This window comes from Nocardia vinacea, from assembly GCF_035920345.1.
Taxonomy (GTDB): Bacteria; Actinomycetota; Actinomycetes; order Mycobacteriales; family Mycobacteriaceae; genus Nocardia; species Nocardia vinacea_A.
In genome coordinates, this window is the sequence record NZ_CP109149.1 from 8,425,800 (window position 1) to 8,442,289 (window position 16,490).

12 protein-coding genes and 3 rRNA genes are annotated in these 16,490 nt (G+C 62.0%); 13 read left to right on the forward strand and 2 right to left on the reverse strand.

Annotated features, from left to right (window positions below):
• Positions 1 to 172: 172 nt before the first annotated feature.
• The 10 genes from OIE68_RS38210 (at position 173) to OIE68_RS38255 (ending at position 11,288) form a co-directional block, all read left to right on the forward strand.
• Entirely contained in the window at positions 173 to 595 is a 423-nt protein-coding gene (locus OIE68_RS38210; protein ID WP_327095761.1) for a DUF2550 domain-containing protein, read from the forward strand.
• A gap of 9 nt (positions 596 to 604) precedes the next feature.
• Positions 605 to 1,186: a cob(I)yrinic acid a,c-diamide adenosyltransferase gene (locus OIE68_RS38215; RefSeq protein ID WP_327095762.1), complete on the forward strand. Its 582-nt coding sequence runs from the start codon at positions 605 to 607 to the stop codon at positions 1,184 to 1,186.
• A gap of 150 nt (positions 1,187 to 1,336) precedes the next feature.
• A complete protein-coding gene (gene murA / locus OIE68_RS38220; protein ID WP_327095763.1) occupies positions 1,337 to 2,596 on the forward strand; it encodes a UDP-N-acetylglucosamine 1-carboxyvinyltransferase in 1,260 nt (419 codons plus the stop codon).
• Between the two features lie 503 nt (positions 2,597 to 3,099).
• Positions 3,100 to 4,616, forward strand: a 16S ribosomal RNA gene (locus OIE68_RS38225).
• Positions 4,617 to 4,959: 343 nt separating this feature from the next.
• Positions 4,960 to 8,092, forward strand: a 23S ribosomal RNA gene (locus tag OIE68_RS38230).
• Between the two features lie 130 nt (positions 8,093 to 8,222).
• Positions 8,223 to 8,339, forward strand: a 5S ribosomal RNA gene (rrf, locus tag OIE68_RS38235).
• The 16S, 23S and 5S rRNA genes sit together here, the layout of an rRNA operon.
• Before the next feature lie 478 nt (positions 8,340 to 8,817).
• On the forward strand, positions 8,818 to 9,567 hold the full coding sequence (locus OIE68_RS38240; protein ID WP_327095764.1) for a rhomboid-like protein: 750 nt from the start codon (positions 8,818 to 8,820) through the stop codon (positions 9,565 to 9,567).
• 58 nt (positions 9,568 to 9,625) lie between these two features.
• Positions 9,626 to 10,312, forward strand: coding sequence for an endonuclease NucS (nucS, locus tag OIE68_RS38245; RefSeq protein ID WP_327095765.1), 687 nt, complete (start codon positions 9,626 to 9,628; stop codon positions 10,310 to 10,312).
• Positions 10,313 to 10,510: 198 nt separating this feature from the next.
• Positions 10,511 to 11,083 (forward strand): alpha/beta fold hydrolase, encoded by a 573-nt coding sequence (locus OIE68_RS38250; protein WP_327095766.1) that lies wholly within the window; start codon positions 10,511 to 10,513, stop codon positions 11,081 to 11,083.
• Positions 10,980 to 11,288: an ATP/GTP-binding protein gene (locus tag OIE68_RS38255; RefSeq protein WP_327095767.1), complete on the forward strand. Its 309-nt coding sequence runs from the start codon at positions 10,980 to 10,982 to the stop codon at positions 11,286 to 11,288. Before OIE68_RS38250 ends, OIE68_RS38255 begins: the two co-directional genes overlap by 104 nt.
• Positions 11,289 to 11,680: 392 nt before the next feature.
• On the opposite strand, the gene OIE68_RS38260 is transcribed toward OIE68_RS38255, so the two are convergent.
• Positions 11,681 to 12,685, reverse strand: a complete 1,005-nt coding sequence (locus OIE68_RS38260) for a hypothetical protein (RefSeq protein WP_040687167.1) — start codon at positions 12,683 to 12,685, stop codon at positions 11,681 to 11,683.
• An 86-nt stretch (positions 12,686 to 12,771) separates the two neighbouring features.
• Positions 12,772 to 13,245 carry a methylmalonyl-CoA epimerase gene (gene mce / locus OIE68_RS38265; RefSeq protein WP_327095768.1) on the reverse strand — a complete coding sequence of 158 codons (474 nt, stop codon included), beginning with the start codon at positions 13,243 to 13,245 and terminating at the stop codon, positions 12,772 to 12,774.
• Between the two features lie 198 nt (positions 13,246 to 13,443).
• Here mce and OIE68_RS38270 point away from each other — a divergent pair, with 198 nt between their 5' ends.
• The 3 genes from OIE68_RS38270 (at position 13,444) to OIE68_RS38280 (ending at position 16,000) form a co-directional block, all read left to right on the forward strand.
• On the forward strand, positions 13,444 to 14,622 hold the full coding sequence (locus OIE68_RS38270) for an acetyl-CoA C-acetyltransferase (RefSeq protein WP_327095769.1): 1,179 nt from the start codon (positions 13,444 to 13,446) through the stop codon (positions 14,620 to 14,622).
• A gap of 87 nt (positions 14,623 to 14,709) precedes the next feature.
• A complete protein-coding gene (locus OIE68_RS38275) occupies positions 14,710 to 15,087 on the forward strand; it encodes a DUF3817 domain-containing protein (protein WP_327095770.1) in 378 nt (125 codons plus the stop codon).
• A 61-nt stretch (positions 15,088 to 15,148) separates the two neighbouring features.
• Positions 15,149 to 16,000, forward strand: coding sequence for a tetratricopeptide repeat protein (locus tag OIE68_RS38280; protein ID WP_327101972.1), 852 nt, complete (start codon positions 15,149 to 15,151; stop codon positions 15,998 to 16,000).
• Positions 16,001 to 16,490 lie beyond the last annotated feature (490 nt).

Sequence of the window (16,490 nt, forward strand, 5' to 3'; positions counted from 1 at the left end):
TAACACGGCGCTGTCGGCGGCGAAGGTATTCGTCGCCGACAGCGCCGTTTCCGGCTTCGAACGTTCAAAGACAAGGCCCGGCCATTTGTAAACTCGGGGCCGTGGTTGAATGGCCGCGAGGTGTCGTCGACACGGCGGCGGAACGAAGGGACGAACGGCATTGCAGACCGGGATGGTTCTCCTGATCATTCTGGTGCTCACGCTCGTTCTGTTGGCGTTGGCTTCCACCTACCGGCTGATGATGTTGCGCCGCGGCGGCACCGCCGCGATTCTGCGGGTGCTGCCCGCGCGCGGCGGCCAGGGTTGGCGGCACGGTCTGATTCGATATGACGAGGATCGCCTCGTCTTCTACAAGCTCTCCAGTCTGAAGCTGGGCCCCGATTCCACCATTCGACGCCAGGGCATCGAGATCGGTGATCGGCGCGGCCCGCGTGGCGACGAATACGACATCATGACCGACGAAATCGCGGTGACCGCGGTTTCCGATAATGACGGCAATTACGAATTGGCCCTGGACCGCGGCTCACTGGCCGCCTTCCTCTCCTGGGTCGAATCCCGGCCCTCGGATCGCACCCGTCGGCTGCCCGGACTCTAGGCTGAACTCGTGAATGTGCACCTGACGCGGATCTACACGCGGACCGGCGACGACGGGACGACTGGTCTCAGCGATTTCTCGCGGGTGGCCAAAACCGATCCGCGGCTGGTCGCCTATGCCGACTGTGACGAAACGAACGCCGCCATCGGTGTAGCCGTCGCGCTCGGTGAACCTGCCCCGGAGTTGCTGAAGGTATTGCGCCAGGTGCAGAACGATCTGTTCGATGCGGGCGCGGATCTTTCGACCCCGGTGGTCGAGGAGCCGAAGTATCCGCCGCTGCGCATCACCCAGCCCTATATCGACCGTCTCGAAGCCTGGTGCGATGAATTCAATGCCGATCTGCCCGCACTGAATTCGTTCATTCTGCCCGGTGGTACGCCGCTGGCCGCCCTGCTGCACACTGGCCGTACGGTGGCGCGGCGGGCGGAGCGTTCGGCATGGGCCGCGGTGCAGGCGCATCCGGACGATACGAATATCCTTCCGGCGAAGTACCTGAACCGCCTCTCCGACCTGCTGTTCATCCTCAGTCGTGTCGCCAACCCGGGCGGTGACGTGTTGTGGAAGCCTGGTGGCGAACAAGGTGGTTCGTGAACTGTCCGATCCGCACCGACACGCGCAAAAGTTGCTGGACACCCCGAAAGTCGTCCCAGCTACCTGGATATAACCCCGGCACTGCTACCACCGGCCCGCAACGCAACTATCCTTTGCACCAACAGTGCGCCGAATACGCGGAGAGGCGGCATGGAACGGTTTTTGGTTACTGGCGGGAATCGACTCGTCGGTGAGGTCGCGGTCGGGGGTGCGAAGAACAGCGTCCTCAAGTTGATGGCGGCTGCATTGCTGGCCGAAGGCACGACCACCATTACGAACTGCCCGGACATCCTCGATGTGCCGTTGATGGGTGATGTGCTGCGCGGCCTCGGCTGCGACGTGACGATCGACGGGTCGATCGTCACGATCAACACGCCCGCGGAGCCCAAGTACCACGCGGATTTTCCGGCGGTGACGCAGTTCCGCGCCTCGGTTTGTGTGCTCGGTCCGCTGATGGCGCGGTGTAAGCGCGCCGTTGTCGCACTGCCCGGTGGTGACGCGATCGGTTCGCGGCCATTGGATATGCATCAGGCGGGCCTTCGTCTGCTCGGCGCGAGCAGCGAAATCGAGCACGGTTGTTTGGTCGCGCGCGCGGACGAACTACAGGGTGCGCGGATCAGGTTGGACTTTCCCTCGGTGGGCGCGACCGAGAACATCCTCATGGCGGCCGTGCTGGCCGAGGGGGAGACGGTCATCGATAACGCGGCCCGTGAACCCGACATCGTCGATCTGTGCAACATGCTCGTTCGGATGGGTGCGCGGATCAGCGGTGCGGGTACATCGGTGCTCACCATTCAGGGCGTCGAGCGGCTCGAACCGACGACGCACCAGGTGATCGGCGACCGGATCGTGGCCGCGACTTGGGGGATCGCCGCGGCGATGACCATGGGCGATATCCGGGTGACCGGTGTGAACCCCAAGCATCTGTCCCTCGTGCTGGACAAGCTGCGCTCGGCCGGTGCGCGTATTTCGTTCGAACCGGACGGTTTCCGGGTGATCCAGGCCGATCGGCCGCGCGCGGTGAATTTCTCGACGCTGCCTTTCCCCGGATTCCCGACCGATCTGCAGCCGATGGCTATCGGTTTGGCGGCGATTGCGGATGGCACCTCGATGATCACCGAGAACATCTTCGAGGCGCGGTTCCGTTTCGTGGAGGAGATGATCCGGCTGGGCGCCGACGCGCGGACGGATGGGCATCATGCGGTGGTGCGCGGAATTCCGCGGCTGTCGAGTGCGCCGGTGTGGTCGTCGGATATTCGGGCCGGCGCCGGATTGGTACTTGCCGGTCTGGTTGCTGATGGCACCACCGAGGTGCACGACGTCTTCCATATCGACCGCGGCTACCCGAATTTCGTCGAGCAGCTGCAGGCGTTGGGTGGTCAGGTGGAGCGAGTCGGCGCTGCGGATTGATCATGTGAACGGAAGGCGACAATCACCTCTTGCCGAAAACCGTTCTTGACCAGGCGATTTGACATCGTGCACACCGACACGTAACTTTATTCGAGTCAGAGCGACACGGACACCGACCCGGGGCCCACGCGCTGAGCCGAAAGGCTGAGCGAAGGACCAGGGAAACGAGGTAGGACGTTGAGCGCCTGACGATCACACTAGCTCGAACGAGGCCTCGATTTTGATTCGGGTTCACGACTGAGCTAAGCTGGATAAGTTGCCTCACCGATCGACCGGGGTCAAACCCGCTAGATGGTGTGTGCGTGTGTTCTTTGAGAACTCAATAGTGTGTCGATGAATGTCAGTGCCAAATATTTTTTTGGTTCCGGCTCCTCAAACCCCCGTTTGGGTGGGCTGGACATTTTAGTCAGCAAATATTTTTTGCTGGCGTTTGATTTTGCCAAGGTTTTCGGACTCTGGTTAATTCTTCTGATTGCATCCTTTTTGGGTGTGGTTGAGAGTCTTCAACGGAGAGTTTGATCCTGGCTCAGGACGAACGCTGGCGGCGTGCTTAACACATGCAAGTCGAGCGGTAAGGCCCTTCGGGGTACACGAGCGGCGAACGGGTGAGTAACACGTGGGTGATCTGCCTCGTACTTCGGGATAAGCCTGGGAAACTGGGTCTAATACCGGATATGACCATGGGATGCATGTCTTGTGGTGGAAAGATTTATCGGTGCGAGATGGGCCCGCGGCCTATCAGCTTGTTGGTGGGGTAATGGCCTACCAAGGCGACGACGGGTAGCCGACCTGAGAGGGTGACCGGCCACACTGGGACTGAGACACGGCCCAGACTCCTACGGGAGGCAGCAGTGGGGAATATTGCACAATGGGCGGAAGCCTGATGCAGCGACGCCGCGTGAGGGATGACGGCCTTCGGGTTGTAAACCTCTTTCGACAGGGACGAAGCGTGAGTGACGGTACCTGTAGAAGAAGCACCGGCCAACTACGTGCCAGCAGCCGCGGTAATACGTAGGGTGCGAGCGTTGTCCGGAATTACTGGGCGTAAAGAGCTTGTAGGCGGTTCGTCGCGTCGATCGTGAAAACCTACCGCTCAACGGTGGGCTTGCGGTCGATACGGGCGGACTAGAGTACTTCAGGGGAGACTGGAATTCCTGGTGTAGCGGTGAAATGCGCAGATATCAGGAGGAACACCGGTGGCGAAGGCGGGTCTCTGGGAAGTAACTGACGCTGAGAAGCGAAAGCGTGGGTAGCGAACAGGATTAGATACCCTGGTAGTCCACGCCGTAAACGGTGGGTACTAGGTGTGGGTTTCCTTCCACGGGATCCGTGCCGTAGCTAACGCATTAAGTACCCCGCCTGGGGAGTACGGCCGCAAGGCTAAAACTCAAAGGAATTGACGGGGGCCCGCACAAGCGGCGGAGCATGTGGATTAATTCGATGCAACGCGAAGAACCTTACCTGGGTTTGACATACACCAGAAAGCGGCAGAGATGTCGCCCCCCTTGTGGTTGGTGTACAGGTGGTGCATGGCTGTCGTCAGCTCGTGTCGTGAGATGTTGGGTTAAGTCCCGCAACGAGCGCAACCCTTATCTTATGTTGCCAGCGCGTTATGGCGGGGACTCGTGAGAGACTGCCGGGGTCAACTCGGAGGAAGGTGGGGACGACGTCAAGTCATCATGCCCCTTATGTCCAGGGCTTCACACATGCTACAATGGCCGGTACAGAGGGCTGCGATACCGTGAGGTGGAGCGAATCCCTTAAAGCCGGTCTCAGTTCGGATCGGGGTCTGCAACTCGACCCCGTGAAGTTGGAGTCGCTAGTAATCGCAGATCAGCAACGCTGCGGTGAATACGTTCCCGGGCCTTGTACACACCGCCCGTCACGTCATGAAAGTCGGTAACACCCGAAGCCGGTGGCCTAACCCTTGTGGAGGGAGCCGTCGAAGGTGGGATTGGCGATTGGGACGAAGTCGTAACAAGGTAGCCGTACCGGAAGGTGCGGCTGGATCACCTCCTTTCTAAGGAGCACTTCTGCATCGCACCCCGAAGAGTCGGGGATGGTAAACGTTGATGCCAGAGACCGTTTAGTCCCCATTCGTGGGACTGCGGACGCTCATGGGTGGAACGCTGACAGGTTTCATCGCACAACGGTTTCGGCTCGGTCCGGAATCGCGGTGGATATATCGGCACACTGTTGGGTCCTGAGAGAACACGCGAGTGTTTCTTTCTAGGCGAATAGACGATCCGATCGGGTTCCCGGTCATACCGACCTCAGTTTTTTGGGCTGGGGTGCTGGTGTCGGAATTGGATTCTTTCGGGTGTGTTGTTTGAGAACTGCACAGTGGACGCGAGCATCTTTGTTTGTAAGTGTTTAAGAGCGTACGGTGGATGCCTTGGCACCAGGAGCCGATGAAGGACGTAGGAGGCTGCGATAAGCCTCGGGGAGCTGTCAACCGAGCTGAGATCCGAGGATTTCCGAATGGGGAAACCCAGCACGAGTGATGTCGTGTTACCCGCATCTGAATATATAGGGTGTGTGGAGGGAACGTGGGGAAGTGAAACATCTCAGTACCCACAGGAAGAGAAAACAATAGTGATTCCGTGAGTAGTGGCGAGCGAAAGCGGATGAGGCTAAACCGTTCAGATGTGATACCCGGCAGGGGTTGTCTGGACGGGGTAGTGGGAGCATTCTTCCCTGATCTGCCGGTCAGGGCGACAGTGAGAAACCGTTGTGTTAGTTGAAGTGGTCTGGAACGGCCTGCCATAGACGGTGATAGTCCGGTAAATGAAAACTCAACGGCTGTTGTGGATGTTTCCCGAGTAGCAGCGGGCCCGTGAAATCTGCTGTGAATCTGCCGGGACCACCCGGTAAGCCTGAATACTCCCTGGTGACCGATAGCGGACTAGTACCGTGAGGGAAAGGTGAAAAGTACCCCGGGAGGGGAGTGAAATAGTACCTGAAACCGTGCGCTTACAATCCGTCAGGGCCTGCGAGTGACTTTGTCACTGTGGGTGATGGCGTGCCTTTTGAAGAATGAGCCTGCGAGTTAGTGGCATGTGGCGAGGTTAACCCGTGTGGGGTAGCCGTAGCGAAAGCGAGTCCGAATAGGGCGTTTCGAGTCGCGTGTTCTAGACCCGAAGCGGAGTGATCTACCCATGGCCAGGGTGAAGCGACGGTAAGACGTCGTGGAGGCCCGAACCCACTTAGGTTGAAAACTGAGGGGATGAGCTGTGGGTAGGGGTGAAAGGCCAATCAAACTCCGTGATAGCTGGTTCTCCCCGAAATGCATTTAGGTGCAGCGTCACGTGTTTCACACCGGAGGTAGAGCTACTGGATGGTCTAGGGGGCCTACAAGCTTACCGAAATCAGCCAAACTCCGAATGCCGGTGTGTGAGAGCGTGGCAGTGAGACTGCGGGGGATAAGCTTCGTAGTCGAGAGGGAAACAGCCCAGATCGCCGGCTAAGGCCCCTAAGCGTGTACTAAGTGGAAAAGGATGTGGAGTCGCGAAGACAACCAGGAGGTTGGCTTAGAAGCAGCCATCCTTGAAAGAGTGCGTAATAGCTCACTGGTCAAGTGATTCTGCGCCGACAATGTAGCGGGGCTCAAGTACACCGCCGAAGCCGCGGCATTCACACAATACATCCGCCATCTTCTACGGAGGGTGGTGCAGTGGTGTGGATGGGTAGGGGAGCGTCCTACAGCCATGGAAGCAGCAGCGTGAGCTAGTTGTGGAGGCTGTGGGAGTGAGAATGCAGGCATGAGTAGCGAAAGACGAGTGAGAAACTCGTCCGCCGAATGACCAAGGGTTCCTGGGCCAGGTTAATCCGCCCAGGGTGAGTCGGGACCTAAGGCGAGGCCGACAGGCGTAGTCGATGGACAACGGGTTGATATTCCCGTACCCGTGTATCCGCGCCCAATGGTGAATCAGTGGTGCTAAGTATCCAAAAGCGGATGGACTCCCTTCGGGGAGCCGGAAGTGGCTGCATACGACCCTTGCTGTAGTAGTCAAGCGATGGGGTGACGCAGGAAGGTAGCTGGGCCAGTCAGTGGTTGTACTGGTGTAAGCCTGTAGGGCGAGACATAGGCAAATCCGTGTCTCATGTGCCTGAGAGGTGATGCGTAGCCGATTGAGGTGAATTCAGTGATCCTATGCTGCCGAGAAAAGCCTCTAGTGAGTTGGTACACGGCCCGTACCCCAAACCGACACAGGTGGTCAGGTAGAGAATACTGAGGCGATCGAGAGAACTGTGGTTAAGGAACTCGGCAAAATGCCCCCGTAACTTCGGGAGAAGGGGGACCCGGTCTGGTGATGAGATTTACTCTCGGAGCTGGGTTGGGTCGCAGAGACCAGAGAGAAGCGACTGTTTACTAAAAACACAGGTCCGTGCGAAGTCGTAAGACGATGTATACGGACTGACGCCTGCCCGGTGCCGGAAGGTTAAGAGGACCGGTTAGCCAGTAATGGCGAAGCTGAGAATTTAAGCCCCGGTAAACGGCGGTGGTAACTATAACCATCCTAAGGTAGCGAAATTCCTTGTCGGGTAAGTTCCGACCTGCACGAATGGCGTAACGACTTCTCTGCTGTCTCAACCACAGACTCGGCGAAATTGCATTACGAGTAAAGATGCTCGTTACGCGCGGCAGGACGAAAAGACCCCGGGACCTTCACTATAGCTTGGTATTGGTGTTCGGTACGGTTTGTGTAGGATAGGTGGGAGACTGTGAAGCGGGCACGCCAGTGTTTGTGGAGTCATCGTTGAAATACCACTCTGATCGTATTGGACCTCTAACCTCGGGCCATGATCTGGTTCAGGGACAGTGCCTGGTGGGTAGTTTAACTGGGGCGGTTGCCTCCTAAAATGTAACGGAGGCGCCCAAAGGTTCCCTCAGCCTGGTTGGCAATCAGGTGTCGAGTGCAAGTGCACAAGGGAGCTTGACTGTGAGAGTGACAGCTCGAGCAGGGACGAAAGTCGGGACTAGTGATCCGGCACCGGCAAGTGGAAGCGGTGTCGCTCAACGGATAAAAGGTACCCCGGGGATAACAGGCTGATCTTCCCCAAGAGTCCATATCGACGGGATGGTTTGGCACCTCGATGTCGGCTCGTCGCATCCTGGGGCTGGAGTAGGTCCCAAGGGTTGGGCTGTTCGCCCATTAAAGCGGCACGCGAGCTGGGTTTAGAACGTCGTGAGACAGTTCGGTCTCTATCCGCCGCGCGCGTCAGAAACTTGAGGAAGGCTGTCCCTAGTACGAGAGGACCGGGACGGACGAACCTCTGGTGTGCCAGTTGTCCTGCCAAGGGCACTGCTGGTTAGCTACGTTCGGAAGGGATAACCGCTGAAAGCATCTAAGCGGGAAGCCTGTTCCAAGATGAGGTTTCTCACCACCTTCGAGTGGTTAAGGCCCCCCACAGACCATGGGGTTGATAGGCCAGAACTGGAAGCCCGGTAACGGGTGTAGGTGACTGGTACTAATCGGCCGAGGACTTACCAACGAAGAAGCTACGCGTCCACTGTGCGGTATCTGAAACAACACACAGATCACCGAGAAGACAAACACGAGGAAACCCTTTATGTGGGGGTGGGTATCGGGTTTGGCTCTCTGTGTGGATAGTTTCATAGAGTTACGGCGGCTATAGCGGTGGGGAAACGCCCGGTCCCATTCCGAACCCGGAAGCTAAGGCCACCAGCGCCGATGGTACTGCACTCGACAGGGTGTGGGAGAGTAGGACACCGCCGGAACATCCTTGCGAAAGGCCCCCAACACCAGTTGGGGGCCTTTTTGCGTGCTGCTCACAGAGGCACACCGTTCGATCGCGACGTTCGGCGGTCCCGATCATTGCTGCTGTCCTGGGCGTGCTGATTGCCATCAGCGTCGGCATCGCCTTTGTCTTTTCAAGGCACAGGGCGAGTCGTCGGTGGCCAAGATCAGGTTGCCGGTGGTGGGTGAGTGGTATGCGACACCGAGGCACCCGATGGCTATCTCGCTCAGATAAACTACATTGGAGTCTCGTACTCCAACTTCGTCGACGAATCAGAGCGCGCTACGTACTGCTCTGTACCGCTGAAGTGAGAGCGAAAGAGCGTGCTACCTGTCGAGCTCGGCGAGGTTTCGGAGCAATCTCACAGGGAACAGTCACCCTATGCGGCGCTCCGGCGTTCATGATGGAGAATGACGGAAAGTAGTAGTCGGCGTCGGCATGCTCGATAGGAGCGGTCGATGCGCATGGAGGTGTTGATGGTCGCAGCGACGACAACCGCCGACCGCGCGCCGGTCGATCCCCTCAGGCCGCTCCGCACTCGCTGGTGGCAGCTGAGGCTCCCGGCGACGTTCGGATATCTGGCGGCTCTTGTCGCTGTTACCGCGGTCTTCTCGGCGCTGAGTGAGTCGGCGCAGGCGCGGGTGGTGCTGCATGCGAGCACGAATCTGCACAATCTGCTGGATGGCCGGGTGGGCACCGTGCTTTCGAGCGCCCTGGTGATCGGCGATGTCAGTGCCGCCTGGGTACTGATTCCGTTGCTCGGTTGTCTGCTGGCCCTTGCCGAGCTGCGCTTCGGTGCGGTCCATATGGTGCGCGTATTCCTGGCCGGACATATCGGTGCCACGGTCCTTGTCGCCGTCGGCCTGTGGATCGCGATCGAGGTAGATTGGTTGCCCGCGAGCATTCGCTGGGCGCAGGACGTCGGCGTCAGCTACGGCGCCATGGCATTGGTCGGGGCGATCGTGGTCGCCATTCCACATCGCTGGCGAATCGCTTGGGCCACTGTGTGGTTCCTCGTCGCCGCCGAGGGCGTACTGATCGAACAAACCTTCACCAACGTCGGTCACCTGCTGGCTTTCGGCATCGGAACCGCGGTCGGCTTCGGCATGTTGCGCGCAAAAGCGGCGTCGACCCGCCGACTTACCCGGGTCGAATCCGGTCTGCTCGCCGTGAGCGCGTTCCTCGCGGCAATCCTGCTCATGGGCTGACAGCCGACGCGGCAGGGGTGACGACGGGCGGGACCGGGCGCTCACCTAGAGTGCTTGGGTGCGCCTAGTGATTGCTCGCTGTCAGGTCGACTACGTAGGGCGACTCACCGCCCATCTCGCGATGGCCCGCCGATTGCTGCTGATCAAAGCGGACGGGTCGGTCCTCGTACATTCTGATGGCGGCTCGTATAAGCCGCTGAACTGGATGAGCCCGCCGTGCTGGTTGGAGGAGCGCGACGGTGATGCGGTGCCCGAGGGCGCGAAGGCCTTCTGGGTGGTTACCAACAAGGCGGGTGAGGAACTGCGCATCACCATCGAGGACGTCGAGCACGACTCCTCGCACGAGTTGGGTGTGGACCCCGGTCTGGTGAAAGACGGTGTGGAGGCCCATCTTCAGGAGCTCCTCGCCGAACATGTGCAGACCCTCGGCCCCGGCTACACGCTGATCCGCCGCGAGTACATGACCGCCATCGGCCCCGTGGACCTGCTCTGCCGCAATGCCGACGGCGCCACCGTGGCCGTCGAGATCAAGCGTCGCGGCGAAATCGACGGCGTCGAACAGCTCACCCGCTACCTCGAACTCCTGAACCGAGACCCACTCCTCGCCCCAGTGGCCGGCGTCTTCGCCGCCCAACAGATCAAGCCCCAAGCCCGCACCCTCGCCGAGGACCGCGGTATCCGTTGCCTGACCCTCGATTACGACGCCCTACGCGGCACCGAGAGCAATGAATTCCGCCTCTTCTAGGGGGAAGAAGGGCTTTCGCCGAACAGGCCGACAGACCGCATCGTCGTCGGTCGGCTCAGCTGTCTGTGATCGTGACCAGGCCCGTGCGCTGTTGCGGCGTGATCGAGATCACCCTGGTCTTCGCGTCACGGAATCCTCCGCTCGGCCGTCCTAGGTGGTGAGCTGGGACCGAGTGCATCCCGAGAACGGGAGCCTCAAATGGTGTCGGACGTCCACCGCCGGTTCTATCGGGTACTCGCGGCGATCACGGCACTGTTCGCACCCACCGCGGCTACCGCGGTCGCGCACGCCGAACCCACCGCCTCGTTCGCGTTGATCTCGCGGTACATCGACACCCCCGTCGCTCGGTTCCACTACAACACGACCGGAGAAGGGTCCCCCGTCGTGCTGTTGCCCGGCGGAACCGTGTCGCTGCACACGTACCGCGACATGATTCCCGCACTTGCCGAACACCACACGGTCTATGCGGTCGACCTGCCGGGCAACGGCTACACCACCGTCAACGACCCCGAACTTCAGCTACGACCTGGCGGCGATGACCGCTTCGGGGACCAGCTCAATCGTGCCGATGTCCCGCAAGCATGGATTCGCCGGGCCGAACGTGTACGGCGTGGGAAGGGCGGACTGCGACTGCTGGGGGCAGTGGGCCTCGATTTAGGCTTATGGCATGCCTCGACGGAAGCCGCGGACGGAACGCCAGGTGGGCCGCTCGCAGGAGGGCGCCCCGCCGATCGGCGACGTCTTCGGTCGGCGGGAGGCCGGGCCGGATAGCGACGAGCTGTATGTCGTGCGGACTATCCCGGGCAGTCGGGCGTTCAAAACCTATCGCTGCCCGGGCTGCGATCATGAAATCCCGCCCGGTGTCGCGCATATCGTCGCGTGGGCGGTCGACGACGGCGAGGACGACCGCAGGCATTGGCATCGCGGCTGCTGGAACGGCCGCCGCACCCGGCGAATTACCCGCCGCTGGTCCTGAATTCGCCCGCCGGTAGCGGGCGAGCCTCCGGATTCTCTTGGGGCTCAGTATTTCCGGGCAGGGCAGGTCTCGGTGTGCCCTGCAAGGCAATCATTACTGTGGGTCCGAATCGGAGGCCCGGACGGCGAATCCGGTTGTCGGTATCCAGTCGCCCAGACATATGCGGGATTCTGTGGGTTTCCTTGGGGCTGAGGACCTCTGGATAGCTGTGCGGGGGCGGGCCGAATATTCCAAGCGTCTCGGTACGCGGGAATGTTGTTGTGGCGGTGTATGCCCCGTGCAGGGCCGCTGACCGGCTGCTCAGGACATTAGGAAGGCCGCCCCGGTTGCGGGGCGGCCTTGGTGTGAATTCGGTTGGGGTGTTGCGTTTGTCGCCGCTCAGCCCGCGGTCGTCAGTTGGTGATTTCGGCGTTCTCGCGCTCGTCGGCGTCGATGTCGTCTTCCTCGGCCGAGACCTCGGGGATGGCCTTGGTGCGCGAACCGCCGGTGACCGACTTGGTGCCACCGCCGATGGACTTGCGCTGATCCGGAACCCCGTCCAGCAGTTCGCTTTCCCGGTTGACGGCCGCGAGCATGGCGGGCACCGAGTCGAGCTGGCCGCGGATGCCGAGCAGCTGGGCGAGCACCCGGCCGCGCAGCACGCGCATCTCCTCGGCGAGTTCCTTGGCGTGCGCGATCTTGCGCTCGGAGGTCTGCGTGGCGGAGGTGATGAGGCGGTTGGACTCGTCGGTCGCGTCCTTGATCCGCTGAGCGGCCTCGGCGCGGCTGGTGGCCTCGAGCTCCTCCATGGCGCGGGTGAGCTTGGTGCGACGCTCCGCCATGGTGGCCTCGAAGTCCTGCTGGGTCGCCTTGCGCTTGGCATCGGCTTCCTTGCCGAGGCGATCGGCCTCGGCCTGAGCGGCCTCGATGATCTTGGCGGACTCGGTACGCGCATTCGCCAGGGTCTGCTCGAATTCGATTTCGAGCGCCTCGCGCTTCTCCTTGGTCTCGGCGAGCAGCGATTCGTACTTACCACGCATTTCGGTGGCCTGCTGCTCGGCGATCGACACCATTTCCGCCGCCTCGGCCTGCGCGAGCGCGCGGACCTCGGACGCCTCGTCGGAAGCCAGGCGCAGCATCCGAGAGATGCGGTCGGACATGCCTTCCGCAGTGGTCGGCGGAACCGAAAGGCGATCGACTTCCTTACGGAGCTCGTCGATCTCGTCCCGCGCGTCCTCCAGCTGGCTGGCGAGGTTACGGGCTTGCGCCGCAGCGGCATCCCGATCTGTGGCGGTGACCCTTAACTCGGCATCGAAACGGTCGAAGTAGTTGCGTACCTCGTCTTGCGCATAACCCTTGCGCACAACGGTGAAGGGCAGTGCAACGAAGCGATTGCGATCGGACTCAGGTGACGACATGGCACACAAACTACAGCCTAGTTGCACCTCATGGTGACTCGACCGCGAATGTGATCGCGACGAGTTTTTCAGGCCCGATCTTGATACTAGTGCGTAACATTCGAGTTGGGCTCGACCAACTCGATCAGCACACCGCCAGCATCCTTCGGGTGAATGAAGTTGATGCGAGAATCCGCGGTTCCGTGACGTGGGGCGTCGTACAGCAAACGCAGACCTCGATCACGAAGATACACGGAGACGGCCTCGATATCGGTAACGCGATAGGCGAGTTGCTGTAGGCCCGGTCCGCTGCGATCGATGAACTTGGCGATGGTGGAGTCCGCGTTGAGCGGCGCCAGCAACTGCAGGGCAGTCGCGCCGTCCGGTGCGCCGGGCAAAGACAGCATCGCCTCGTGCACACCTTGGGCCTCGTTCACCTCCCGATGGGTCTCGATCATGCCGAGATTGTCGGCATACCAGGCAATTGCGGCATCCAGGTCGGGTACCGCGATGCCCACGTGGTCGACGGCGATGACGTAGTCGCCGGGGATGAAGTTCGACGGGTCGATAACGTTGCTCACCCTTCGAACGTAGCGCCTTATCTGTCACAGTCGGCCGGAGGCCGTCATTAGTCCCTTGCGCTTGGCCGAGCGTAGGCGAGGGCACCGCGTACCTGGTTAGGGGGCGTTCGAGTCGGACAAGCTACCGTTGAGTACAGAGGTTGACGTCGCGAGTTCTCGGTGCGCGACGCTGTTCGATCAATGAATGCGAGGCTCGTCGTGACCACAACCGTGATCGTCTCCGGTGCGCGTACCCCGGTCGGTCGGCTGCTCGGGGGTCTGAAGGACTTCACCGGTTCCGACCTGGGTGGTTTCGCTATCAAGGCGGCGCTGGAAAAGGGCGGCGTCGCGCCGGAGCAGGTCGACTACGTGATCATGGGCCAGGTGCTCACCGCGGGTGCGGGGCAGATCCCGGCCCGGCAGGCGGCGGTGGCCGCGGGCATTGCGATGGATGTGCCCGCGCTGACGGTGAACAAGGTGTGCCTGTCCGGTATCAACGCGATCGCGCTCGCGGATCAGCTGATCCGCGCCGGCGAGTACGAGATCGTCGTCGCGGGCGGTCAGGAATCCATGAGCCAGGCCCCGCATCTGCTCGAAAAGAGCAGGGAGGGTTACAAATACGGCGATGTGACGCTGCGCGACAGCATGGCCTACGACGGTCTGCACGACATCTTCACCGACCAGCCGATGGGTGCGCTGACCGAACAGCGCAACGACGCCGAGCCGGTCAGCCGGGAGGATCAGGACGCGTTCGCGGCGGCCTCGCATCAGCGTGCGGCGGCGGCGTGGAAGAACGGCATCTTCGATGACGAGGTGGTCCCGGTCTCGGTGCCGCAGCGCAAGGGCGATCCGATCGTGGTGAGCACCGACGAGGGCATTCGCGCGGACACCACCGTCGAATCGCTGGCCAAGCTGCGCCCGGCCTTCCGCAAGGACGGCAGCATCACCGCGGGCACCGCCTCGCAGATCTCCGACGGCGCGGCCGCGGTGGTCGTGATGAGCAAGGAGAAGGCGCAGTCGCTGGGCCTGAGCTGGATCGCCGAGATCGGCGCCGCAGGCGTGGTGGCCGGTCCGGATTCGACGCTGCAGGATCAGCCCGCCAATGCGATCGCCAAGGCCTGTGCGCGCGAAGGCATTTCGCCCGCCGAGCTGGATCTTGTCGAGATCAACGAGGCGTTCGCGGCGGTCGGCATCGCGTCCACCCGCAAGCTGGGCATCGATCCGGAGAAGGTGAACGTCAACGGTGGCGCGATCGCCGTCGGTCACCCCCTCGGCATGTCCGGTGCGCGCATCCTGCTGCATCTGGCGCTGGAGCTGAAGCGGCGCGGTGGCGGTATCGGCGCTGCCGCGCTGTGCGGTGGCGGCGGTCAGGGTGACGCGCTGATCATCAAGGTGTAATTCTCGGCTCCGCCGACCCGGATACGCGGGTCGGCGGAGTTCAGGTGTGACCGGTTCAACTACGACCCGTCGTAGCAGTCCGGCACAATGGTGGCCATGGGCAATTTCTTCGACTTGAGCACCGTGGCCAAGCGGTTCCGCTTCATCGCCGTGCTGGAGGCGATCTCCTGGGTTTTCCTGATCGTCGGCATGGTGTTCAAGCGCCTCCCCGAACCGGTGCTGTGGCCGGTCAAGGTGTTCGGGATGACGCACGGCATCATCTTCGTCCTGTTCGTCATCACCGCGATCCTCGCGGCTCGTGAGCTGGCGTGGAACACCAAGACGACGATCCTCGCGCTGCTGTCGAGCATTCCGCCGTTTTTCACGGTCCTCTTCGAGGTGTGGGCGGTGCGTGCGGGCAAGCTCGGTGAGCTGAGCGACGTGACTTCCGTCGACTCCGGAGCCCCGGCGTCGGTCACGCCGTGACAAACTGGAAGCCGTGACTCGACCTGCCGCCCGCCGCCCTTCGCCAGCCGTCGCCGCCGCCATGTCCGGTGCGGTGGATCTGTCCAGCCTGAAGCAGCCCCCGGCCGGTGCGTCGGGTGCGGGAGGCGGCGGCGACTACGCCGTCTCCGAGGCGGATTTCGAAACGAAGGTGCTGCGCCGGTCCACCCAGGTGCCGGTGGTCGTCGCGCTGTATTCGCAGCGCAGCCCGGGCAGCGTCGAGCTGGTCCAGACGCTGGAGCGGCTCGTTCAGGAGAGCGCGGGCGCGTGGGATCTGGCGACGGTCGAGGCCGAGGCCAATATGCGGATCGCGCAGGCGTTCGGTGTGAAGGGCATTCCGACCGTGATCGCGGTGGCCGGTGGCCGCCCGCTCGCGGATTTCGAGGGCGCCCAGCCGGAGCCGCAGGTCCGGCAGTGGTTGAGCGCGGTCGTCGAGGCGGTCGGCGGGCAGCTCGAGGGCAGTGAGCAGCAGCCCCAGGCCGTAGAGGACCCGCGTTTCACCGCCGCAGAGGCCGCGCTCGAGCACGGCGACATGGCCGGTGCCGAAGCAGCCTATGAGGCCATCATCGCCGCGGAGCCGGGCAATGAGGAGGCAAAGAACGCACTTCGTCAGGTGCGCTTCCTGTCCCGTGCCCAGGCCATTTCGGACTCCGCGATCGCCACTGCCGATGCCGATCCAGCCAATGTCGACGCGGCCCTGGATGCCGCCGATGTCGAGATGATGAGCCAGCAGCCGGAGGCCTCGTTCGACCGGTTGATCGCCGTGATCAAGAAGACGGCCGGCGATGATCGCACCAAGGCGCGCACCCGGCTGCTCGAGCTCTTCGAATTGTTCGACCCGGCAGAGCCTTTCGTGATTGCTGCCCGCCGCAAGCTGGCGGCCGCGCTGTACTGACCCGGCTGCCGCGGCGCGCATGGCATCGGCGGATAGCCTGCGCCGATGCGATCGCTGGGCCCGATCCACAGATCGCGGCGGTGTGGTCGATTGCCAGGGTGGTCGTTGGCAACGCACTGGCGCAGCTCAGCGCCGAGCGCTGTGGGACTGGCGCAGTTGAGCGCTGCGGGTGGCCTGCGGCTCGACCCACCCGTGTGGTGGCCTATGACTCTGGTGCGGGCTGGATCGCGGTGGTTCGGGGCCAGCGCCGCGGCAGCCGAAGCCGGGCTCAGCGCGCCGAGGCTCGGCCTGCTCGACTCACCGCAGGGCGGCCTGCTCGACCTACCCATGTGGTGGCTTATGTTTTGGCGAGCCAGATCGCGGTATCCGGGACCGGCGCCATTGGGGGCTGAAGCCGGGCTGAGCGCTACGTAGTGGCTCTTGTTCGACCCACCTGCGTGGGGTGGCTTATGACTCTGGCGTGAGCCGGATCGCGGGTGTTTGGGGCCAG

Excerpts from the sequence above, each read along its gene's own strand:
- OIE68_RS38210 (WP_327095761.1), top strand. The coding sequence starts at position 173 with ATGGTTCTCCTGATCATTCTGGTGCTCACGCTCGTTCTGTTGGCGTTG.
- murA (WP_327095763.1), top strand. The coding sequence starts at position 1,337 with ATGGAACGGTTTTTGGTTACTGGCGGGAATCGACTCGTCGGTGAGGTC.
- OIE68_RS38240 (WP_327095764.1), top strand. The coding sequence starts at position 8,818 with ATGCGCATGGAGGTGTTGATGGTCGCAGCGACGACAACCGCCGACCGC.
- OIE68_RS38250 (WP_327095766.1), top strand. The coding sequence starts at position 10,511 with ATGGTGTCGGACGTCCACCGCCGGTTCTATCGGGTACTCGCGGCGATC.
- OIE68_RS38255 (WP_327095767.1), top strand. The coding sequence starts at position 10,980 with ATGCCTCGACGGAAGCCGCGGACGGAACGCCAGGTGGGCCGCTCGCAG.
- OIE68_RS38260 (WP_040687167.1), bottom strand. The coding sequence starts at position 12,685 with ATGTCGTCACCTGAGTCCGATCGCAATCGCTTCGTTGCACTGCCCTTC.
- OIE68_RS38275 (WP_327095770.1), top strand. The coding sequence starts at position 14,710 with ATGGTGGCCATGGGCAATTTCTTCGACTTGAGCACCGTGGCCAAGCGG.
- OIE68_RS38280 (WP_327101972.1), top strand. The coding sequence starts at position 15,149 with ATGTCCGGTGCGGTGGATCTGTCCAGCCTGAAGCAGCCCCCGGCCGGT.